The sequence below is a fragment of the Paenibacillus sp. PSB04 genome, from assembly GCF_025809195.1.
GTDB lineage: Bacteria > Bacillota > Bacilli > Paenibacillales > Paenibacillaceae > Paenibacillus_AQ > Paenibacillus_AQ favisporus.
This window is the reverse complement of record NZ_CP081301.1, coordinates 6,311,484-6,332,053: the sequence shown is the minus strand read 5'-3', so window position 1 is coordinate 6,332,053 and position 20,570 is coordinate 6,311,484. Positions and strand designations below refer to the sequence as shown.

At 53.3% G+C, this 20,570-nt stretch carries 24 protein-coding genes; 18 read left to right on the top strand and 6 right to left on the bottom strand.

Annotation, left to right across the window (positions count from 1 at the left end):
* The first annotated feature begins 18 nt into the window (after positions 1-18).
* The gene (gene ftsY / locus K2F33_RS29140) at positions 19-1,032 is read left to right on the top strand and encodes a signal recognition particle-docking protein FtsY (protein ID WP_076168238.1); all 1,014 of its coding nucleotides are present in this window, start codon (positions 19-21) and stop codon (positions 1,030-1,032) included.
* A 223-nt stretch (positions 1,033-1,255) separates the two neighbouring features.
* Here ftsY and K2F33_RS29135 read toward each other — a convergent pair whose 3' ends face one another.
* Genes K2F33_RS29135 through K2F33_RS29120 form a run of 4 tightly spaced genes read right to left on the bottom strand, consistent with a single transcriptional unit; the run spans position 1,256 to position 4,035 of the window.
* Positions 1,256-1,459 carry a hypothetical protein gene (locus K2F33_RS29135; RefSeq protein ID WP_076168236.1) on the bottom strand — a complete coding sequence of 68 codons (204 nt, stop codon included), beginning with the start codon at positions 1,457-1,459 and terminating at the stop codon, positions 1,256-1,258.
* Between the two features lie 37 nt (positions 1,460-1,496).
* On the bottom strand, positions 1,497-1,931 hold the full coding sequence (locus K2F33_RS29130; protein ID WP_244867304.1) for a hypothetical protein: 435 nt from the start codon (positions 1,929-1,931) through the stop codon (positions 1,497-1,499).
* 51 nt (positions 1,932-1,982) lie between these two features.
* Positions 1,983-2,990 (bottom strand): polysaccharide pyruvyl transferase family protein, encoded by a 1,008-nt coding sequence (locus tag K2F33_RS29125; protein WP_192714762.1) that lies wholly within the window; start codon positions 2,988-2,990, stop codon positions 1,983-1,985.
* 16 nt (positions 2,991-3,006) lie between these two features.
* Complete coding sequence (locus tag K2F33_RS29120; protein WP_263880269.1) at positions 3,007-4,035, bottom strand: glycosyltransferase; 1,029 nt, start codon at positions 4,033-4,035, stop codon at positions 3,007-3,009.
* Between the two features lie 229 nt (positions 4,036-4,264).
* Between K2F33_RS29120 and trhA the strand changes: the two genes are divergently transcribed.
* From trhA to K2F33_RS29070, 10 genes are all read left to right on the top strand, one after another.
* Positions 4,265-4,912, top strand: a complete 648-nt coding sequence (gene trhA, locus K2F33_RS29115; RefSeq protein WP_076169553.1) for a PAQR family membrane homeostasis protein TrhA — start codon at positions 4,265-4,267, stop codon at positions 4,910-4,912.
* A gap of 126 nt (positions 4,913-5,038) precedes the next feature.
* Complete coding sequence (locus tag K2F33_RS29110) at positions 5,039-5,395, top strand: putative DNA-binding protein (protein ID WP_089546527.1); 357 nt, start codon at positions 5,039-5,041, stop codon at positions 5,393-5,395.
* Between the two features lie 24 nt (positions 5,396-5,419).
* Positions 5,420-6,802: a signal recognition particle protein gene (gene ffh, locus K2F33_RS29105; RefSeq protein WP_076168228.1), complete on the top strand. Its 1,383-nt coding sequence runs from the start codon at positions 5,420-5,422 to the stop codon at positions 6,800-6,802.
* Between the two features lie 85 nt (positions 6,803-6,887).
* Positions 6,888-7,160 (top strand): 30S ribosomal protein S16, encoded by a 273-nt coding sequence (rpsP, locus tag K2F33_RS29100; RefSeq protein WP_076168226.1) that lies wholly within the window; start codon positions 6,888-6,890, stop codon positions 7,158-7,160.
* Positions 7,161-7,182: 22 nt separating this feature from the next.
* Positions 7,183-7,413 (top strand): KH domain-containing protein, encoded by a 231-nt coding sequence (locus K2F33_RS29095; RefSeq protein WP_076168224.1) that lies wholly within the window; start codon positions 7,183-7,185, stop codon positions 7,411-7,413.
* 125 nt (positions 7,414-7,538) lie between these two features.
* Entirely contained in the window at positions 7,539-8,060 is a 522-nt protein-coding gene (rimM, locus tag K2F33_RS29090) for a ribosome maturation factor RimM (protein ID WP_076168221.1), read from the top strand.
* Positions 8,060-8,821, top strand: coding sequence for a tRNA (guanosine(37)-N1)-methyltransferase TrmD (trmD, locus tag K2F33_RS29085; RefSeq protein WP_263880268.1), 762 nt, complete (start codon positions 8,060-8,062; stop codon positions 8,819-8,821). The genes rimM and trmD overlap by 1 nt, the downstream gene beginning before the upstream one ends.
* A 144-nt stretch (positions 8,822-8,965) precedes the next feature.
* Entirely contained in the window at positions 8,966-10,321 is a 1,356-nt protein-coding gene (locus tag K2F33_RS29080; RefSeq protein WP_089546530.1) for a dipeptidase, read from the top strand.
* 360 nt (positions 10,322-10,681) lie between these two features.
* Positions 10,682-11,641, top strand: a complete 960-nt coding sequence (locus K2F33_RS29075) for a GNAT family N-acetyltransferase (protein ID WP_263880267.1) — start codon at positions 10,682-10,684, stop codon at positions 11,639-11,641.
* Positions 11,642-11,662: 21 nt separating this feature from the next.
* On the top strand, positions 11,663-11,905 hold the full coding sequence (locus tag K2F33_RS29070; protein ID WP_076168215.1) for a hypothetical protein: 243 nt from the start codon (positions 11,663-11,665) through the stop codon (positions 11,903-11,905).
* Between the two features lie 116 nt (positions 11,906-12,021).
* Here K2F33_RS29070 and K2F33_RS29065 read toward each other — a convergent pair whose 3' ends face one another.
* Positions 12,022-12,570, bottom strand: a complete 549-nt coding sequence (locus K2F33_RS29065; protein ID WP_076168213.1) for a helix-turn-helix domain-containing protein — start codon at positions 12,568-12,570, stop codon at positions 12,022-12,024.
* A gap of 97 nt (positions 12,571-12,667) precedes the next feature.
* Positions 12,668-13,945 (bottom strand): MFS transporter, encoded by a 1,278-nt coding sequence (locus tag K2F33_RS29060; protein ID WP_263880266.1) that lies wholly within the window; start codon positions 13,943-13,945, stop codon positions 12,668-12,670.
* A gap of 448 nt (positions 13,946-14,393) precedes the next feature.
* Between K2F33_RS29060 and rplS the strand changes: the two genes are divergently transcribed.
* From rplS to K2F33_RS29025, 7 genes are all read left to right on the top strand, one after another.
* Positions 14,394-14,738 (top strand): 50S ribosomal protein L19, encoded by a 345-nt coding sequence (rplS, locus tag K2F33_RS29055; protein ID WP_076168209.1) that lies wholly within the window; start codon positions 14,394-14,396, stop codon positions 14,736-14,738.
* A gap of 217 nt (positions 14,739-14,955) precedes the next feature.
* Positions 14,956-15,576, top strand: a complete 621-nt coding sequence (gene lepB / locus K2F33_RS29050; RefSeq protein WP_076168207.1) for a signal peptidase I — start codon at positions 14,956-14,958, stop codon at positions 15,574-15,576.
* 48 nt (positions 15,577-15,624) lie between these two features.
* Positions 15,625-16,491 carry a ribosome biogenesis GTPase YlqF gene (gene ylqF / locus K2F33_RS29045; protein ID WP_076169548.1) on the top strand — a complete coding sequence of 289 codons (867 nt, stop codon included), beginning with the start codon at positions 15,625-15,627 and terminating at the stop codon, positions 16,489-16,491.
* Positions 16,492-16,636: 145 nt separating this feature from the next.
* A complete protein-coding gene (locus K2F33_RS29040; protein ID WP_076168205.1) occupies positions 16,637-17,473 on the top strand; it encodes a YitT family protein in 837 nt (278 codons plus the stop codon).
* A gap of 189 nt (positions 17,474-17,662) precedes the next feature.
* Positions 17,663-18,457: an amino acid ABC transporter substrate-binding protein gene (locus K2F33_RS29035; RefSeq protein WP_084203851.1), complete on the top strand. Its 795-nt coding sequence runs from the start codon at positions 17,663-17,665 to the stop codon at positions 18,455-18,457.
* A gap of 21 nt (positions 18,458-18,478) precedes the next feature.
* Positions 18,479-19,156, top strand: coding sequence for an amino acid ABC transporter permease (locus tag K2F33_RS29030; protein ID WP_076168201.1), 678 nt, complete (start codon positions 18,479-18,481; stop codon positions 19,154-19,156).
* Positions 19,157-19,174: 18 nt separating this feature from the next.
* A complete protein-coding gene (locus K2F33_RS29025) occupies positions 19,175-19,924 on the top strand; it encodes an amino acid ABC transporter ATP-binding protein (RefSeq protein WP_263880265.1) in 750 nt (249 codons plus the stop codon).
* The last annotated feature ends 646 nt before the right edge of the window (positions 19,925-20,570 follow it).

Sequence of the window (20,570 nt, the reverse complement as noted above, 5' to 3'; positions counted from 1 at the left end):
TAGAGATGGAGGAGACCTATGAGCTTTTTCAGAAAGCTGAGAGAGAGCATTTCAAGCAAGACTGAATCCGTAACGAAGCAGTTCCGGGACGGATTGGAAAAAACGCGCAAAGGATTCGTGGAACGGGTCACCGACCTGATGACGCGCCGCAAAAAGATCGACGAGGAGTTCTATGAGGAGCTCGAGGAAATTCTGATCGGCGCGGACGTGGGCGTGAACACGGTCATGGAGCTGATCGACGATCTGCGTACCGAAGTGAAGAAGCAGCGGATTGAGGATGCGGTGGAGCTGCAGCCGATCCTTTCGCAGAAATTGATGGAGCTGCTGCGCGGCGATGACGACAACGCGCTCCGTATGAACGAAGATGGCATTACCGTCATCCTGTTTGTCGGGGTCAACGGCGTCGGCAAGACGACGACGATCGGCAAGCTCGCCCACCGCTTCAAGCAGGAAGGCAAAAAGGTGCTTCTTGCCGCCGGCGATACTTTCCGTGCCGGGGCGATCGAGCAGCTCGAAGTGTGGGGCGAACGCGCAGGCGTAGAGGTCATCAAGCAGCATGCCGGCTCCGATCCGGCCGCGGTCATGTTTGACGCGGTTCAGGCTGCCAAGCAGCGCCAGGCGGATGTGCTGATCTGCGACACGGCGGGACGCCTGCAGAACAAAACGAACCTGATGGAGGAGCTGAACAAAATTTTCCGCGTCATTCAGCGGGAAATTCCGGGCGCTCCGCATGAGGTGCTGATGGTGCTTGACGCAACGACGGGACAGAACGCGCTCAGCCAAGCCAAGCTGTTCGGGGAGAAGAGCGGGGTCACCGGCCTTGTTCTGACGAAGCTTGACGGTACGGCGAAAGGCGGTATCGTCGTGGCGATCCGCCAGGAACTCAACCTTCCGGTGAAGCTCGTAGGCCTTGGTGAGAAAATGGAGGATTTGCAGCCGTTTGATTCCCAGCAGTTTGTTCATGCCCTGTTCGCCGGACTGATCCAGGAGCAGGAGGCGGAAGGCGCAGCGCAGGATGAAACGCAGCACTGATCCGTGTAGGAAGGGATACTTGCATAAAAAACAAACAAAAAGAAGGATGGCATGCAGCCACCCTTCTTTTTTGCGTTGGGCCGAGCAAAATGCCTCCAGCCTCGCCGCATTTTTGGCTTCAAACAGAAGCAATCAGACATCCTAGAGGTCTGACCGTGAAGTGAATCGACGAGCTGCGGGTCGCTGTTCGAACCCGACAAACCCGTCAAACCTGTCATATCCGTTAATCCGTCAGCACTCTGACAAACTCGACCGACCGGAGCGGCACGATGGCCACATCCCCCGGAGGACCGTACATAACCGGCGGAACCTTCAGCATCAATGAAGCGTCGTTAACTGAGATGAGCGTGCCGGTGATCATATCGCCGGGCGTCATGACTTCGACTTCCGAGTTTATGAAGCCGCGAACCAATTCTTTGAAATCCATGGTTGTTCTCCTTTCGAGTGGGATTGATTGTCATTGGTTACTGAACCGAAGTAATCCGGCTGAACGGAATGATCAGCAGGTCACCGCCGCTCTCGCGGAGTTCGACCGCGTCTTCGGCTACCGTCAGCACGACACCCTGCAGGGTAGCACTGGCCGTATCCACCCGGACCTCGCTGCCGATCTTGCCTGCAAAGTAGGCGTGCAGCTCGGGATTGTCCGTAATGCCCGTCATAACTTCTTCTTCCAGTCTCGCAACGCGGTCCGCCAGCGACTCCAACTCCTCGATCCGTCGGGCCAGCCGTCTGATTTCCTCCTTAAGCTCCTTCCATTCCCACAAGTGCTCATTCAGCTTTGTTTCAATCTGACGCACGTCATCCTTCACATGATGCAGCTCATGGCTCAGATGCAGGATCTGATCATGCAGCTGTCGGATCCGGATTTTCCAATGCTTATGATTCCAGAAAAACGTCATGGCTCCCATTCTCCTCCTTTAATTCATTGGCAGTTGCTTTCCCGAAAGGGACTATGATCGGTAAGACTCGATTTCTTCCTTAAGCCGACGCAGCTGATGCAGGCTTTCACGCTCCGCGCGGCGGATCGCCTTTTCCTGCAGCTTTATTTCTTTGGGACTTTCCTCCAGAAACGCGTCGACCCTGTTTTGCAGATCTTCGTAAGGCAGCTTGTAATCGCAGTAGTATTTTTTCATCCCGAACGCATCCAGCAGGCTCTCAACCTTGCGCATCTGGCTCAGGGCGAATACCGGTTTCCCGGCGCGCAGGGCGACCAGGGCGGGGTGGAGCTTGTAGGTGATCAAATAATCGACCGACTGGATATAGCTGTACGTCAGGTCTAATTCCATCAGCATAGGCAGCGTTTCGGCGGATGCCCCCGGGAGGGCCTCCTTGATCCGGGAGAGCATTTGCTGGCAGACCGTAAGGTCCGAGTAAATATTAGTGGGGTGGTTGATCACGGGGATAAACACAAGGTGGTAACCCTGCCGGATCAGGTGGAGCGACAGCTGCAGCATATTTTCAAACGGGAACGAAGGGTAAGCAAACAGGCACAGGCCGATGGTCGGCCGGCTGGAGAATCGTTTGACTGGGTAGTCAGGCTGCCTGTACGCAAATACGATATCGTGGGCCTGCTGAACATGCTGATGGAATCCGGCTCTTTGGGCGATATCGGCCGAACGGCTGTCCCGGAATACGGCCATTTGCGCCGTGCGGATATAATTCCTGTATTTCGCAACCTGGTCCGCAGGCCAGCTGGATTCCGGGTAGTTGTCCACGATGCCGACGCCGTACAGCCATTTGGGGTGGTTCTTGAGCGCATCCGGAAAATAATAAGGGTTAAACGAATACGGCGTGATCAAGTCTCCGCCCCCGATAATGACGTGGTCGGTTTGTGCCGGATCGAGACGGCTGGTCCACGGATACACCACATGGCCTTCGAATACCTGCTGCAGCGTTCTCAGAAAAAGATCGTCACCGAAGTTGCCCATGCCGTAATAACCGCATACTCCAATGTTCAACGATAAACGCCTCCTTTCATTCAGACTTCGGCCCGCTCTTGCGCCGCAGCGTGTCCAAAATGACCTGGTGCGCGGCTTCGCCCCGGTCTTCCCAGCGGTTGCTCCGCGCATATTCGATCCGAGCCAGCCGCTGTTCATGGGAGTCGGGCTCTTCCAGCATCCGGCCCAGCTTGGCGATAAAATCGTCGTGTGTGGTTGCCGTCGTGACATGGGGTTCCATGCGGATGCATTCCGGAAGCGCTGTGGACAGTACAGGCACACCTGATGCCATATATTCATAAGCTTTTACAGGATTGGTTGCCAGGGTAATGGGGTGATACTGAAAAGGGATTAACGCGACGTCGATATGCTGAAGATATTTTTTGAGCTCGGTGTGAGGCTTCTCGCCCAGCACATGAACATTCGGAAGCCTCGCATAGTCGGGGATATCGCCGTAGGCGGCACCGATGGACACGAAATGTACGTCCGGGTAGTACGACGCCATCTTCGCGAACAGATCGTGATCGAGCCAGTAGGCCCAGGCGCCGATATAGGCGGCGACTTTCCCCTGCGGCAGGTCTTGAGGGCGCTGGGACGGGGCGGGATCGAAGAAGGAAGCATCAGCTCCGTTCGGGATCAGCGTTACCGGTTTATTAGGATAGGCCAGCTCCAGGCGCATCCGGATGGATTCGGCTGTGCAGACCAAATGGTCGGAAGCATCCACCATCTTGACTTCATACTTGGCCCAGTGCGGAAACTCATCACAGCAATCATAGATGATGGCATCCGGACGGTAGAGGGAAGTCAGACGTGTGCGCTGTTTGGCCCAGGTGGTCCAGCCCACGACCGCATGGTCTTCGCGAAGCTTCTTCAGCTTCTTCATAAATGCGTGATGGTCGGTGAACAAAAACACGTTCGGCTCCACTTCTATGAATTCACGGTCCAGCGGCGCCAGGTTTTCAAAGAATACGAGGTGGCCCCTGGCCCCTAGCTGAGTCATGAGCTGCTGCGGCCGCTGCTTCATGTACTTCCAGTTCATCGTTTTCGGATAAATAATGATTGCCATAGTTTACATACCTCCTTTCAACCAGCCGCTTACAATATATGCTTTGATAGCTTTATAGAATTGGATGAAAGGACCAATTACAGCCGAAATGGGGAAAGAGCCCGGCCGACACGGATAGCATGTCAGTCCATCATGAGCCCCGCCATGGGATAAGCCCAGGGAAAGTGGAAATGCGGGCGGCTTGGAGGTTATAATGGTGAAAATAAAAGGATTGATGAAGGGGTTGTTTATGGCTAATACACACACTTACACCCGGAAGGAAGAAGTGGCGAACGCCATTACCCACGGCATCGGGGCACTGCTCAGCGTTGCCGCATTGGTGGTGCTGATCGTATTTTCCACCATGAAGGGGACGGCATGGCATATCGCCAGCTTTTCGATCTACGGGACGACGATGCTGATTTTGTACATCAACTCCACCTTGGTACACAGCTTTAAGGAGGGCAGGGTCAAGGATCTGTTCGAAATTTTTGACCATTCCTCGATTTACTTGTTCATTGCGGGCTCGTATACGCCGTTTATGCTGGTTGCGATCCGGGGACCGCTGGGGTGGTCGCTGTTCGCTACCGTATGGGGGATTGCACTGCTCGGCTGCGTGTTCAAGGCATTTTTTACGAAGCGATTTCTGTTTATGTCCACGATTTTCTACATTATTATGGGGTGGATGGTCGTGGTTGCCTGGGGGCCTCTGACGGCTGCCGTGGCTTCGGGAGGCATCTGGCTGCTGGCTGCCGGCGGGATCCTGTACACGCTTGGTACCGTTTTTTACGTGTGGAGGGGCTTTCCGTATCACCATGCGATCTGGCATTTGTTCGTGCTTGGCGGGAGCGTGATGCATTTCTTTGCGGTGCTGATCTATCTGCTTCCTTGGTCGTAGAGATAGAAACAAGAAACTTTTCAAGATGACAAGGATATTTGCTTGACATCTTTCTTTGTTTTCTGTATGATAAGGAACGTTAAAGAACTGTAAAGTGTTTTTCCTTGACGAAGGGAGTGTCCCTCAGTGAGTCAGGAGAATCGGCTCGAGAAGACGAATCGAATCAACCTTTTGTTTGATTTCTATGAACAGCTGCTGACAGAGAAGCAGCAGACGTTCCTTAAATATTACTTTCATGACGATTTCTCCCTCGGGGAGATTGCAGCCGAGTTCGACATCAGCCGTCAGGCCGTCTATGAGCATATCAAGCGGGCTGAGCAGGTGCTGGACATGTATGAAGAGAAGCTGGGACTGCTGCAGAAGCATGAGCAGCGCAGCCAAGAACTTGAGCGGCTGCAGAGCATTACGGAGTCCAGCAGCATGTCTGAATCCGATAAAACGAGAATATATCAAATCATAAATCAATTGCAGCAATTGGAATAAAGCGTTAGAAGGAGGTGGCGGTTCATGGCATTTGAAGGATTGACGAGCCGGCTGCAGAACGTGTTCAGCAAGCTGCGCGGCAAAGGCAAGGTGTCCGAGGATGACGTTAACGAAGCGATGCGCGAGGTGCGTCTTGCGCTCCTGGAAGCTGACGTTAACTTTAAGGTCGTCAAGGATTTCGTCGCCAAGGTGAAAGAGAAGGCCATCGGCACCGAAGTGATGGAGAGCTTCACGCCGGGCATGGTCATCATCGACATCGTTAATAAAGAACTGACCGAGCTGATGGGCGGAAGCCAGGCGAAGCTGGCGAAGGCGAACAAGCCTCCGACCGTCATTATGATGGTAGGTTTGCAAGGGGCCGGTAAGACGACGACTTCAGGCAAGCTGGCGAAGATGCTGCAGAAGCAGAACCACCGTCCGCTGATGGCGGCGGGCGATATTTACCGCCCTGCGGCGATCAAGCAGCTTCAGGTGCTGGGTGACCAGATCGGCGTACCGGTATTTACACTCGGCGACAAGACAAGCCCGGTGGAAATCGCGAAGCAGGCTTATCAGCATGCCAAGGATAACGGGAACGATTATCTGATCATCGATACGGCGGGCCGCCTGCACATCGATGAAGAGCTGATGGAAGAGCTGCGCCAAATCCACAGCGAGGTGAAGCCGGACGAGGTGCTGCTGGTTGTGGACGCGATGACAGGCCAGGATGCCGTCAACGTCGCGGATCATTTCAACAAGCAGCTGGATCTGACGGGCGTCGTGCTGACCAAGCTCGACGGCGATACCCGCGGCGGTGCCGCGCTGTCCGTTAAGGCCGTAACCGGCTGTCCGATCAAGTTTGCGGCGCTCGGCGAGAAGATCGATGCGCTGGAGCCGTTCCATCCGGAACGGATGGCTTCCCGGATCCTCGGCATGGGCGACATGCTCTCGCTGATCGAGAAAGCCCAGTCGAATATCGACACGGAGAAAGCCAAGGAAATGGAACGTAAAATGCGCAACGCCGAGTTTACGTTCGACGATTTCCTGGAGCAGATGGAGCAGGTGAAGAAGCTTGGCCCGATCGACCAGATCATGGACATGATCCCGGGGATGGGCAAGCTGAAGCAGACCAAGGATCTGAAGGTCGACGAGAAGCAGATGGGCCGCATTGAGGCGATCGTCTTTTCGATGACGAAGGCCGAGAAACAGAATCCGGATATCATCAACCACAACCGCCGCAAGCGGATTGCGACCGGCAGCGGCACATCGCTCGCCGAGGTCAACCGGCTGATCAAACAGTTTGACGAGATGCGCCGGATGATGAAGCAGTTCTCGGATATGATGGGTCCGAAGGGTCCGAAGGGCAAGGCTTTAAAGCAGCTGAAAGGATTGGCCGGCAAAGGCGGCATGAAGTTTCCTTTCCGTTAATCACTGCATTTCTATATAGACAGCTTTCCCTCCGCTAAGGCGGGAGACTGTCCCCACTCTTATTTTGTTGAAGGAGGTGAATTTCGTGGCAGTACGTATTCGTCTGAAACGCATGGGTGCTCATAAAGCTCCTTTCTACCGTATCGTGGTATCGGATTCCCGTTCCCCACGTGACGGCCGTTTTATCGAAGAAATCGGTTACTACAATCCGGTCAACCAACCGGCTGACGTAAGAATCGATGAAGATAAAGCACTGGCGTGGCTGCAAAACGGTGCGCAAGCATCCGACACAGTCCGCAACCTGCTGAGCAAAGCAGGCGTGCTTAAAAAGTTCCATGAGCTCAAGCAGCAGAAATAATGACTGATCGTGAGGGTTATCTATGGAAGAATTAGTTGGTGTTATTGCTAAGGCTTTGGTGGATCATCCTGAAGAGGTGGCTGTGAAGACGGTGGAGAAGGATCACCTGATTGTCTATGAACTGACCGTGCATCCCGAGGATGTGGGGAAGGTCATCGGCAAGCAGGGCCGGATCGCCAAGGCGCTTCGAACAGTCGTGACTTCTGCAGCAGTCAAAATGGATAAACGCGTGACCGTGGATATCATATCTTAAAGATATACGAAAGGGGGTTAGGATGCATGTCCTAGCCCTTTTTCGTACATGCTGAAGATTATATAATAGATCCGTGCAATACAAGGCGCGCCGAAGCGCCGGCGCCACGAAGCTAGGAGGAGAACATGCCGGAAACACTTTATAAGGTTGGCAAAATCGTCAACACCCATGGCATCAAGGGAGAAATCAAAGTGTTGTCGTACACGGATTTTCCCGAGGTCCGTTTCGCCAAGGGGAGCGAGCTCATGATCGTTCCGGAGGACGGGGGCAAGCCGGTCGACGTGACCGTTCAATCTGCCCGCCTTCATAAAAATATGTACATCATCAAATTGGACGGCTACGACAATATTAATGATGTGGAGAAATTTAAGGGCAGCATGCTGAAAGTCGGCAAAGAGCATCTCGTGGAGCTGCCGGAAGACGAGTATTACTTCCATGAAATTATCGGCTGCAGCGTCGTGACCGATGAAGACAAGGAGCTTGGGGTTGTAACGGAAATTTTGACGCCCGGCGCGAACGACGTATGGGTAGTCCAGCCAAAGGGCGGCAAGAGCATCCTCATCCCCGTCATTGATGATGTGGTCCTTGATGTAGATATTCCGAACCAAAAAATACTCGTTCATATTATGGAAGGACTGCTGGACTAATGAGAGTGGATGTGCTGACCCTGTTCCCGGAAATGCTGGATGGGGTTTTCCGGACAAGCATTCTCGGCAAGGCCCAGGAGAAAGGAATCATCTCGCTTCATACCGTCAATTTCCGGGATTACTCCGGGAATAAGCACGGTACGGTTGACGATACGCCTTATGGCGGAGGCGGGGGGATGGTTCTGAAGCCGGAGCCGATCTTTGCAGCTGTCGAGGATCTGCTGGAGAAAGCGGGACATCAGGCCAAGCCAAGAGTCATCCTGATGTGCCCGCAGGGAGAAACCTTTTCCCAGAAAAAAGCGGAGGAATTCGCGAAGGAAGAGCATTTGATCTTCATCTGCGGCCACTACGAGGGATACGATGAGCGGATTCGCGAGCACCTCATCACCGATGAGCTGTCGATCGGCGACTACGTCTTGACCGGAGGCGAGCTTCCGGCGGCGGTCGTGATCGATGCAGTCTCCCGGCTGCTGCCCGGCGTGCTGGGCAACGAAACGTCGGCCGTGACGGATTCCTTCAGCACCGGGCTGCTGGAGTACCCGCACTATACCCGCCCGGTGGAGTTCCGGGGCTGGAAAGTGCCGGACATGCTGCTGAGCGGCCACCACGCGAACATCGAGGCTTGGCGCCGGGAGCAGGCGCTGAAGCGGACGCTGGAGCGGCGGCCGGACCTGCTGGATGAGGTGGAGCTGACCGACCGGGATCGCAAGACACTGGAAAAGCTCCGCAGGCAAAAAGATACCGATGGCGGACTTGAATAACCGAGCTGTAAACCACGGCCCCTGGGTTCTGCCAGGGAGTGGTTTTTTAGCGTCAGATGCGTTAGTCTGGATATAAGGTTGTCTGAATGTTGAGCATCAAGAACACGAGCACCAAAGTAAAATTGGTCATGACAGGAGGATATTATGGATTATAAAGCATATTTTCAAACCCATCGCGATCAGCATCTGAACGAACTGAAGGAATGGTTGTCCATTCCTAGCATTTCCGCATTATCCGAGCATAAGCCGGACGTTAAGCGGGCGGCGGAATGGCTGGCGGAGACACTCAAAAAGGCCGGCCTCGAAAACGTGAAAATCCACGAAACAAACGGCCACCCGATCGTCTACGCGGACCATCTGCATGCACCGGGACAGCCGACGGTTCTCGTCTATGGGCACTATGACGTGCAGCCGGTAGACCCGCTGAACTTGTGGGATACACCACCCTTCGAGCCGGCCGAACGCGACGGCAAGCTGTACGCCAGAGGGGCAACGGACGATAAGGGGCAGATCTTTTTACATATTAAGGCGGTGGAAGCGATTCTTCAGCAGGAGAAGCAGCTTCCGGTCAACATCAAGTTTTGCGTGGAGGGCGAGGAGGAAGTCGGAAGCCCGAACCTTCCGAAGTTCCTGGAGGCACAGCAGGAGCTGCTGAAAGCCGATGCGGTTCTGATCTCGGATACGTCCCTGCTGGAAAAAGGAAAACCGGCGATCTGCACCGGTCTTCGCGGTCTGTGCTCACTGGAAGTTCATGTCCATACAGCCAATACAGATCTGCACTCCGGCAGCTACGGCGGCGGCGTGCCGAATGCGCTGCATGCGATGGTCAGCCTGCTCGATTCCCTGCATGATGCCAAGGGCCGCGTGACGGTGGAAGGCTTCTACGAAGGCGTTCCGGAGCTTACGGAGGCCGATCATGCCGAGTTTGCGAAGCAGTCCGGAGACGAGAACAAGCTGAAGCGCGACCTTGGGCTTGACGAGCTGTACGGGGAAGAGGGATACACGTTCGCTGAAAGAACGGGCGCCCGCCCGACCCTAGAGCTGAACGGCGTCTACGGCGGATTCCAGGGCGAAGGCAGCAAAACGGTCATCCCGAAGGAAGCCCATGCGAAGATTACATGCCGTCTGGTGGGACATCAGGATCCGCAGGACATCTTGAACAAAATCGAAAAGCATATCTACAGCCACGTACCGACGGGCGCCAAAGCAACCGTCATCCAGTTCGAGAAGGGCAATGCATTTACGATCGATCCGTCCACGCCGATTCTGCAAAAGGCGGCGGAAGCCTACGAGGAAGTATACGGCACGCGTCCCGTATTTACGAGAGATGGAGGCTCCATCCCGATCGTGGAGACGTTCTCCCGTGTACTGGCCGCTCCGGTCGTATGCATGGGCTTTGGCCTTCCCGACGAAAACCTGCATGCGCCTAACGAGCACTTTAACCTGGAAAACTTCGATCTTGGCCTGCTGACCATCGTCGATTTCCTGAAAAGAGTGTAACGATCTCCTGAATAAGGAGTCCTGAAAAGGATCATAAATGAATGAAATCGCCGGATCGAGAGCTGTCAGCTCGGATCCGGCGATTTTTATATTAGCCCTCAATAAGGAATGGCCTGTAATCCCACATCACTACGGACTGTGAAACCTAATTATTCTCCGTTGAAATTTTATAACACAATCAATATAATTGTTTTGTAATATTATTTTATAGCGAGACGTAGGAGTCTTTTTGCTACAATTCTTATCCGCTTGAAGAGCAGCAGCTAAAGACGGGTCGAGCTGACATGAAATATCCCGATGGACAAGATGTTTTGCAGAACTCGTTTGCACGTACGATCCACTGTAGAAGGAGGAGTTATATTGAAGATCATTCCGATGGATGCCGAATGGCTTGACGCGATGTGTGACCTTTGGAACGGGGAACTGGGCGGCCATTTTCCGATGCGCAGGGAACTGATGAAGCAAAATACTTTTGAAGATGTGAACGTGTATGGCCCCGCTTCCGGGCTGGCTGTAGACGGGGAGGGCCGTCTGCTTGGGTTCGTGATCGCCAAGAAGTGGCAGGAGCCGGCGCGCGAAATGCAGCTGGGTGACGGCGGCGGATGGATTCAGGCCATCGTCGTCCGCCGCGATGCTCAGGGGCAGGGCATAGGGTCAGGGCTGCTCCGTCATGCCGAGAACGCCTTGCGCGAAGCCGGAGCGGTATCGGCCAGCATCGGGCGTGACCCGTGGCACTATTTTCCCGGGGTGCCGCTCGCACTGCCGGAGGTTAAGTCGTGGTTCGCGCGACGCGGGTACGAATACCTGTACGAGGTGTTCGACCTGGTGAACAAAACCTCGGACGATGGCCTAGAGCGGCCCGAGTATCGGGATGGAGCCTTGGCCCGCCTGCTTGTCCCGGGAGACCGGGAAGAGATGCTCCGATTCTTCAAGCGGTGCTTTCCGGGACGCTGGTATTACGAGGCGCAGTGCTATTGGGAACGGGGAGGGCAGGGAAGGGAATTCGTCGGCCTGTTCCTTGGGGACGAAATGATCGGCTTTTGCCGCGTGAACGACGGCGAGTCCCCGCTGATTGCCCAGAATACGTATTGGGCGCCGCTGTTCAGTGAACCGCTTGGCGGCATCGGGCCGCTCGGCGTGGACGACCGGTTCCGCGGGAAAGGCTACGGGCTGGCGATCGTTCAGGACGGGGTCGCGGAGCTGACGGCCAGAGGCGTGAAGCACCTGGTAATCGATTGGACGGAATATGTGGATTTTTATGCCAAACTTGGTTTTCGGACCTGGAAAGGATATAATATCGGCAAAAAAGCACTGATGTAGCTCTCGGAAGGAGGATGATGCATGAATCCGGCAAAAGCAATTTGGAGGTTCTTTTTTCCCAAGGAGCGAATCCTGATCTTCACATCTTTCGACGCAGACAGCTATGCAAGGGCCAAGTCCAGACTGCTGAGCGGAGGGATCCGCCACCGCTCGCGCATCGTGAGCCAGCCGACCGGCCGGGACACCTTTACGGGCCGCGGAATGACGCAGTACGACTTGTACGTGGCCCAGGAGGATGAGCATGCCGCAAGGCAGCTCCTGTAGTCACAAAGCGGATGGTCAGAGCTGCGAAGAAGCGGTAATTGCCATTTTCGCAGCTCGTAGACAACCAGCCCCCGGCAAATGGCCGGGGGCTGGTTGTGGCTGCGGCGTATGGGCGGCTATTCGTCCAACTTGGCAATCGTGGTAAATACGTCGTACAGCTTCTGATCCGGGTGCTGTCGCTCGGTGTGCTTTTCTACAAACTCTGTCAATTTCTCAAAAAACGCTTTGGCTTCCTCTTCCGTCAAATAGACCTCGGAATGGGACAGGTTCCCGGCAGGCTCCTCCTGGTTCTGAGCCTTCAGAAACTTACGCTTGCTCTCCTCATACAAATCCTCCAGCAGCTTTTGCGTTTCGGAACGGAAGATTTTCTGGGCCGCCTCATCAATGTCCTTGCTGCGCTTAATCCGTACGGATCCTTTGAAGGCTTGATAATATTTGGCCGTGATTCCGTTGATTTGCTTGGTGTGCACGAGGACAATTAACCCGATGCTCTCCAGCTTTTTGGCGTGATAGTAGACCTTGGCCGGAACTTCCCCGAGTTTGTCAGCGATATCTTTGATCGTCATTGGCTGGTCGGCCTTCTGAAAGCAGCTTAATATTTTCAAACGGTATGGATCGGAATAAATCCGGATCTCCTCGATCGTGCTCAGTTCTTTGGTCTCCAATGTTGTGCACCTCTACATTTCCCGTATCTTGTTTTCCGGATCGTTTATCCCCATTATAAGCCGAGATGGCTTCCGAGCACAAAATGTTTCCAACGCTTTAGATTTTCATAAATCCTTTCTGGCTCCACAGATAGACCCCCGGTATCAGCATCAGCAGCCCAAAAACGAGGTACAGCACGTGGACCCCGACGAATGCTCCGGCCCAACCGGCCAGCAGGCTTCCGACGGGAATGGCGCAGGTGCAGATCGTGCTCGACAGCGCCCCGACCCGGCCAAGCATCGCTTTGGGGGTGACTTCCATCATATAGGTGGATACCGGCGTGTTGATAAACGAAATGGCGAATCCCATGCCAAAGCAAAAGGCGGCCGCGGCATAGAGAGGATATTCCCTTAGAAGGGCGGGGACGTAGAGAAGGCTGTACGTAACCCCGAGCAGCAAAAATCCGAATACGATCAGACTGCTTTTGCGGTAAGTGGAGCCCTTCTGGCTGATCCAAAGGCCGCTGATAATCATGCCGGTAATCAGGGCGATGCCGATCAAACTGAGGCCGTATGGGCCCGAGTGGAGTATTTGTTTGACATAAACGGGCTCAAGCACGTTTTTGGGCGTGAGGCAAAGATTCACGAATGCGGCCGAAAGCATGGTCATCATCATCAGCTTGTGGCCTTTAACGAACTTCAGGCCGGTTTTAAACTGGCTCCAGTAGGACGGGCTTTCCTCTTCCTGTATCAGATCTGCGTCGTCATTGTTTTCCTGCCCACGATCCCGGTCGATACGGATCCAGACGTACAACAGGGCGGCCAGCAGAAAAGACAAGGCGTCGATCAGCATCGCTCCGGAAATGCCGAGCATGGCGATCAGGCCGCCGGCTGCGGCCAGACCGGCAAGCTCTGCGGTGCGGGAGGCAGACGACGTCAGCGAGTTGCCGCTGAGCAGCAGCTCCTTGGGCAAAATGCGGGGAACGAGAGACATCTCCGCCGGCGTGGAGAAGCATTCGAGCGTAGAGTTGATGAACGTAAAAATAAACAGGTGCCACGGCTGTAAGTCGCCTATGAAATAGAGCAGCGCCGTCACGGTTACGGTGATGCCCCGGCCGGCATTCGTCACGATCACGACCTTTTTCTTGGACCAGCGGTCGACCAGGACGCCGGTAAACATACTGAAAGCAATGCCTGGAACGAAGTTGATGGCGTACAGTGTTCCCATTAGCAGCTCGGAGCCGGTAAGCAGGTAGACCATCCAGCTGTAGGCGATGGAATCCACGGAATCCCCGAACCGCGAAATGATTTTGGCGGTGATCATCATTAGATACAACTTGTGTTTCGCCAGCCTGCGCACACCTTGATTTTGCTGAAGCAATACGGTTTCGCTCATGAAAGGACATCCCCATTCAATTTTTATTAACGTTAAAATTATTTTAATGATAAATTTATTTTAACGTCAATTCCGATTTTGGCAAGAAGTTTTTTGAAATTTTAGAATTAATAAATTTCAGCGAAGCTGAACCATTCTATAACCGCAAGAAAAACTTCCTTTTAAACACGGTCTGTCTTCTTTGAAGGTACGTCGATAAACGTTTTCTTACAATTGGGTCAGCCTTTTTTTCGGTGTGCAGTATCTGTCTTTGGGAGAGCGAGACTTTGCTATTTTTACAACCGGGGGGCAGCGCAACAACTGGAAGATTTATAGTTGCAAAGGATGAAACAAATATGCTACAATAAATGCTGTTGTGTGGAATACGGTGGTCCGCTGCGGATGATGAAGGAAAACAGAGGGTTTTCCGGAAGAGGCAAGAACACCTGTACGGAAGGAGGAGTCCTAAATGAACATCCTACAAGAGATTACCAAAGAACAGCTTCGCACCGACATCCCTAGCTTTCGTCCTGGCGACACTTTGAAAGTGCACGTTAAGGTTATCGAGGGATCCCGCGAGCGTATCCAGTTGTTCGAAGGTGTTGTGATTAAGCGTCGCGGAGGCGGCATCGCTGAGACTTTTACAGTGCGTAAAATCTCTTACGGTGTTGGGGTAGAAAGAACTTTCCCAATCAACTCGCCAAAAATCGAGAAGATCGAAGTGGCTCGTTACGGTAAAGTACGTCGCGCCAAACTGTACTATCTTCGTGAACTGCGCGGTAAAGCAGCAAGAATTAAAGAGATTCGCCGTTAATCAGCGAACAACGCTAAAGGGCTTGATTTCAAGCCCTTTTCGTTTTAGGATAAAAAAGGAATCAATAGATGAACGAACCAAATTGACAGACCGCGAGAAGCGGAGATTTTTCTGGCGATCACGAATGCCTTTTCGCTTCGCTGGTCCAAAGAAAGCATACACGGCTCCGTAATGGGAGCTTTTCTTTTCGGCAAAACTAGGAGAGGGCGGTGGATATATGCAGCAGGACATTCAGAGCGATGCGGTGGAACTGAAGGAAGAAGATCATAAACCACCCAAAAAAGGGAAAAATGAAGTCGTAGAATGGCTGAAAGCGATCATCATTGCCCTGATTTTGGTGGCACTGATCCGCTGGCTTCTCTTCAAACCGTTTATTGTGGACGGACCCTCCATGCAGCCAAACTTTCATACAGGCGAGCGGTTGATCGTTAATGAAATATTGTACGACATCCGGGCTCCGCATCGTGGAGAGGTTATCGTGTTCCATGTTCCGTCCGAAGGCAAGGATTTTATCAAACGCGTGATTGCCGTCGCAGGCGATACCGTCAAGGTGGAAGGCGACACGGTGACCGTCAACGGCAAAAAAGTCAATGAAACCTACATACAGGGTGCCATCGATGCAAGCCATAAAGCGGGCCAGATGTATAATGACAAAGATTTTCCAAACAGCGCGTTTCCGGATGGTAAGGTTCCCGAAGGTCATGTGTTCGTGATGGGGGATAACCGGTCCGACAGTACGGACAGCCGGATGATCGGTTATGTGCCGCTCGGGGATATCGTCGGACGGGCTGACCTCATCTTCTGGCCGGTGAAGGACATCCATTTGATCAACCATTAATGAACGTGGAATGAGGCTGTTTGCGGACAAGAGAATGAGGTGATGACGGTGACGATTCAATGGTTTCCTGGTCATATGACCAAAGCGCGCCGCCAAATACAGGATAAGTTAAAGCTGATTGACGTCGTGATCGAGCTGATCGATTCGCGTCTTCCGCTGTCCAGCCGAAATCCGATGATTGACGAGATTTTGCAGGGGAAGCCCCGGCTGATCATTATGAACAAGGCGGATTTGGCAGACCCTTCGGTTACGAAGCAGTGGCAGGATTATTTTAAAGAGGAAGGCCATACGGCATTTCCGGTCGATGCGGCTACTGGCACGGGCGTGAAAGAAATTCCTGGACAGCTGAAGCTGCTCCTGAAGGAGAAGATCGATCGCCAAATCGCCAAGGGGATGAACCCGCGGGCGATCCGTGCGCTGATCGTCGGCATCCCGAACGTAGGCAAGTCGACGCTGATCAACCGGCTCGCCGGGCGCAGCATTGCTGCAACGGGGGACCGGCCGGGCGTGACGAAGGGCCAGCAGTGGATTAAGGTAGGCGGAGAAATCGAGCTTCTGGATACTCCGGGGATTTTGTGGCCCAAATTTGAGGACGAGAACGTTGGCTACCGCCTCGCGGTAACCGGCGCGATCAAGGAAGAGATCCTGAACGTGGAGGATGTCGCCTTTTTTGCGGTCAAATACCTGGTCCAGTATTACTGGGACGCCTTCCGGGAGCGCTTCGAGATCGATGCGGACATGCCGCACAACCCGGACGAGAGCGACGAAATCGTCGCTATCATGGAAGCGGTGGGGCGTAAGCGCGGCTGCTTGATGAGCGGCGGACGGGTGGATCTTGAGAAAGCGTCGAAGACGCTGCTGCGGGAGCTGCGCGCCGGCAAAATGGGCCGGTTCTCGATGGAAGCCCCTTATTAATCGGAAAAGAACGCCGGATACGATCCATGTGTCCAGCGTGTATCAAAGCGAGATGTACAGTATCATAGTGAACGAACAAGCCCAGTTCCGTTATAGGTACTGGGCTTTTTTTGCGTGTTGATTTATGGGAGAGGAAGGCCGTCATATGAAAAAAAGAATGATGGAAATCATGACGATCATCGCGGGGGCGTTTATTTTTGCGCTCGATATCAATCTGTTTGTCATTCCCCACGACCTGGGCGAAGGCGGTGTGACCGGGATTACGATCATCCTGTACTACCTGTTTGCATGGTCGCCGGGATTGGTTAACCTGATTTTGAACGCCATCCTGCTGATCGTGGGTTATAAGTTTTTGGACAAAATGACGACGGTGTACACCATCGTTGCCGTCGTGTTTAACTCTTTGTTCCTCCATTTGACCGAAAATTGGACACTAACATCGAACGAACCGATCGTCAATGCGATTTTTGGCGGTGTATTGGCCGGTGTCGGCATCGGGCTGATCGTGAGGGCCGGAGGCACCACCGCCGGTACGGTCATTTTGGCGCGGATTGCCCATAAATACTGGGACTGGAACATCAGTTACGCCCTGCTGTTCTTTGATCTGATCGTCGCGTTCTCTTCCTATTTTATCATTGGCGCGGAAAGCCTGATGCTGACGATCATTATGCTGTTCGTCGGTACGAAGGTGATGGAATTCATCATCGAGGGCCTGAACCCGAAGAAGGCGGTGATGATCGTATCGGAGCAGCATGCGGAGATCGCCGAGAAGGTTAACCGGGTTATGGACCGGGGAGTCACCGTGTTTAAAGGGTACGGCTATTACAGCAAGTCGGCCAAGGAAGTGCTGTACATCGTCATCAGCAAGCAGGAGGTGCCTGTCCTGAAAAAGATCGTCAAGGTAGCGGACAAGCAGGCGTTTATTACGATCCATGACGTTCGGGACGTGTTTGGGGAAGGATTTATCGACATATCGAAATAGTGTCGCAGCAGAAAATAGACTTATAATAGAGAAGAGGAAAGCTCATGACCTGGGGTCATGGGCTTTTTTTGTCGGGATCAAGCGTAAGTAGGGCGGCCGCGCATGAAAATACAGCATCGTGGCAAAATAGGTGAAAACGGTTAGAGGAGGAAAAATGTGAGAAGCTGGCGGATTTATTGGGCAATCGTGATGACGTTGATGCTGGCCGTGACGACGGCGTGCGGCGGAAATACGGGAACGAAGCCGCAGGAAGGGCAAACCGGGGGCGCCCAGACGGGGAAAAACCTGCTTGAGACGATCAAGCAAAGCGGCAAGCTGCGCATCGGCACGGAAGGAACGTATGCACCTTTTACCTATCATGATGATAAAGGAACGCTGACCGGTTTTGACGTTGACCTGGGCCGGGAGATTGCCAAAAGGCTCGGCGTGAAGCCGGAGTTTATCGAAACGAAATGGGACGGCATGATCGCCGGCTTGGACGCCAAGCGTTTCGACGTGGTGATGAACGAAGTATCCATTAATGCAGAGCGGAAGGCTAAATACGACTTTTCGGACCCTTACATCGCCTCCAAGGCGGTTTTGATTGTGAAGGACAATAATCAGGACATCAAAAAGCTCGCCGACCTCAAAGGCAAAAAAGCAGGGCAGTCGCTGACGAGCAATCTGAATCAAATAGCTAAGGACAACGGTGCCACGATCGTGCAGGTCGACGGATTCAACCAAGCGATCGACTTGCTGCTGTCCGGGCGCATCGATGCTACGGTGAACGACAAACTATCCTATCTCGACTTCAAAACAAGACGTCCCGACGCGCCGATCAAGGTGGTGGACGAAACCGATACGGGAAGCACCAGCGCCGTACTGATGAACAAAAACAACAACGAGCTGCGGGACGCCATTAACCAGGCGCTGGCCGACATGAAGAAGGATGGAACGTACCTTGCCATCTCCAAAAAATACTTTGGTACGGATGTATCGAAATAAGCGGCAAAAGGGGGTTAACCGATGAATGACAGAACCGCCCATCTCACCGATATTTTTATCGACTCCTTTGTGCCGCTGCTTATGGCGGGGATCAAGTTCACGATTCCCCTGACGATCATTTCCTTCATTCTCGGTTTCGTGCTGGCGTTCCTTACCGCGCTGGCCCGATTGTCGCGCTGGAGCATTCTCCAGCGGGTCGCCTGGTTTTATGTGTGGATCATCCGGGGGACTCCGCTGCTTGTTCAGCTGTTTATCATTTTCTACGGGCTTCCGAGCATCGGTGTTGTCATCGACGCATTCACTGCGGCGGTGATCGGGTTTTCGATCAGTGTCGGAGCCTATGGTTCCGAAATTATGCGCGCCGCGATCCAGTCCATCGCCAAGGGGCAGTGGGAGGCGGCGTACTCGGTCGGGATGACCCGTTCCCAGGCGCTGCGCCGGATTGTTCTGCCGCAGGCGGCAAGGGTATCGCTGCCACCGCTGGCCAACTCTTTTATCAGCCTGCTGAAGGATACGTCGCTGGCTGCGACGGTGACACTCACAGAGTTGTTCCAAAAGGGGCAGCAAATTACGGCGGTCGTGTATGAGCCTTTGCTGCTGTACTGCGAGGTAGCCTTGATCTACCTGATCTTCAGCACCGTTCTGTCGGCGGTCCAGCATCAGCTCGAACACCGGTTTGACCGTTATGCCGCAAGATAGCGAAACGAGGGATGCATCATGATTGAAATCAACGACCTGAGATTAAGCTTTGGCAGCAATGAAGTGCTCAAGGGAATCGACCTGTCGATCGAAAAAGGGCAAGTGACGGTCATCATCGGTCCCTCCGGTTCCGGAAAAACGACGCTGCTCCGTTGCATCAACCTGTTGGAAATCCCGACGGAAGGAACGCTGCGGATCGGAGACTCCGCCTTGTCGTTCAGGGAAGGAAACAAGCCGGGAAGGGGAGATATCCTGGCTTTCCGAAGGAAAACCGGTATGGTTTTTCAATCGTATAATCTGTTTCCCCATATGACGGCTCTGCAGAACGTGATGGAGGCGCAGGTCATCGTGCAGAAAAAGAGCCGAGCGGAGGCTAAGGCGAGATCGCTGGAGCTTCTGGGCAAGGTAGGACTTGTCGGCAAAGCGGACTCCTATCCGCACCAGCTGTCCGGCGGACAGCAGCAGCGGGTCGGTATTGCCCGGGCAATGGGCATCGGTCCGGAGCTGCTTTTATTCGATGAACCGACGTCCGCCCTGGATCCGGAGCTGGTCGGTGAAGTGCTGAAGGTTATCAAAGAGCTGGCTGTAGAAGGCATGACGATGGCCATCGTGACCCATGAGATGAAATTTGCGAGCCAGGTGGCGGACCGGATCGTGTTTATGGACGAAGGAATCATCGTGGAGCAGGGCAGCCCGATTGAGGTGCTAAACCATCCGGCGCAGGAGCGGACAAGGCAGTTTTTGTCGCTGCTCAGCGAGCCGGTGTAAAATACTTGCAGGTGCTTGCGGGCACGGCGACGATAGCTGCATTGATGCAGCTATTTTTTTGTGTGGGGATCGTGGTGCACGGGTGATTAAAGTTGTAGTACCTTCTCAAGCAGCTGAATGGTAGTATTTTATTGGTTATTTATGAAAAATATAGCTGACTGGGATAGTGTCAAAACGCTTGTGCAAGGTAGAAGTTCTTACATAGGATGTGTTGGCTGTGGCTACCCCTCATAGCCCTTGGCACCATCATTCTTCATTGGTTGCATAATGCATGTCAAAGAGTTTAGTCAGTTCACGGTGGACTTCGGGATTGCCAAAAACCACGTATAACCCGTATTCAAACGTTTGATATGTCAACATCCATGTTCACTCTTTGAAGTACATTCTTCCCTTTGCAGTTCATTTCTCACTACAGCACATTTTTCTCTTAGCAGTAGACTTCTTTTTTCTGCACATTCCTCCTCTTTGCAGTACACTCTTCTTTTTAAGCACACTAGCCTCTTTACAGTACATTTTTTTCTTTGCGGCACATTTTACGGCTAACTTCGCGGGGCCAGGTTTTTCACCGGTGAATGCATTCGGACATATCGGTCGGCGCATCTTCTTCACTCCAGCAGTCCGCACCCCGATTTTTGGAAGCATGCCA

Excerpts from the sequence above, each read along its gene's own strand:
- K2F33_RS29030 (WP_076168201.1), top strand. The coding sequence starts at position 18,479 with ATGAATGACAGAACCGCCCATCTCACCGATATTTTTATCGACTCCTTT.
- K2F33_RS29040 (WP_076168205.1), top strand. The coding sequence starts at position 16,637 with ATGAAAAAAAGAATGATGGAAATCATGACGATCATCGCGGGGGCGTTT.
- K2F33_RS29070 (WP_076168215.1), top strand. The coding sequence starts at position 11,663 with ATGAATCCGGCAAAAGCAATTTGGAGGTTCTTTTTTCCCAAGGAGCGA.
- K2F33_RS29130 (WP_244867304.1), bottom strand. The coding sequence starts at position 1,931 with ATGACGTTTTTCTGGAATCATAAGCATTGGAAAATCCGGATCCGACAG.
- rplS (WP_076168209.1), top strand. The coding sequence starts at position 14,394 with ATGAACATCCTACAAGAGATTACCAAAGAACAGCTTCGCACCGACATC.
- K2F33_RS29080 (WP_089546530.1), top strand. The coding sequence starts at position 8,966 with ATGGATTATAAAGCATATTTTCAAACCCATCGCGATCAGCATCTGAAC.
- ffh (WP_076168228.1), top strand. The coding sequence starts at position 5,420 with ATGGCATTTGAAGGATTGACGAGCCGGCTGCAGAACGTGTTCAGCAAG.
- K2F33_RS29025 (WP_263880265.1), top strand. The coding sequence starts at position 19,175 with ATGATTGAAATCAACGACCTGAGATTAAGCTTTGGCAGCAATGAAGTG.
- K2F33_RS29095 (WP_076168224.1), top strand. The coding sequence starts at position 7,183 with ATGGAAGAATTAGTTGGTGTTATTGCTAAGGCTTTGGTGGATCATCCT.
- K2F33_RS29060 (WP_263880266.1), bottom strand. The coding sequence starts at position 13,945 with ATGAGCGAAACCGTATTGCTTCAGCAAAATCAAGGTGTGCGCAGGCTG.
- K2F33_RS29135 (WP_076168236.1), bottom strand. The coding sequence starts at position 1,459 with ATGGATTTCAAAGAATTGGTTCGCGGCTTCATAAACTCGGAAGTCGAA.
- ftsY (WP_076168238.1), top strand. The coding sequence starts at position 19 with ATGAGCTTTTTCAGAAAGCTGAGAGAGAGCATTTCAAGCAAGACTGAA.
- K2F33_RS29035 (WP_084203851.1), top strand. The coding sequence starts at position 17,663 with ATGACGTTGATGCTGGCCGTGACGACGGCGTGCGGCGGAAATACGGGA.
- rimM (WP_076168221.1), top strand. The coding sequence starts at position 7,539 with ATGCCGGAAACACTTTATAAGGTTGGCAAAATCGTCAACACCCATGGC.
- lepB (WP_076168207.1), top strand. The coding sequence starts at position 14,956 with ATGCAGCAGGACATTCAGAGCGATGCGGTGGAACTGAAGGAAGAAGAT.
- trmD (WP_263880268.1), top strand. The coding sequence starts at position 8,060 with ATGAGAGTGGATGTGCTGACCCTGTTCCCGGAAATGCTGGATGGGGTT.
- trhA (WP_076169553.1), top strand. The coding sequence starts at position 4,265 with ATGGCTAATACACACACTTACACCCGGAAGGAAGAAGTGGCGAACGCC.
- K2F33_RS29120 (WP_263880269.1), bottom strand. The coding sequence starts at position 4,035 with ATGGCAATCATTATTTATCCGAAAACGATGAACTGGAAGTACATGAAG.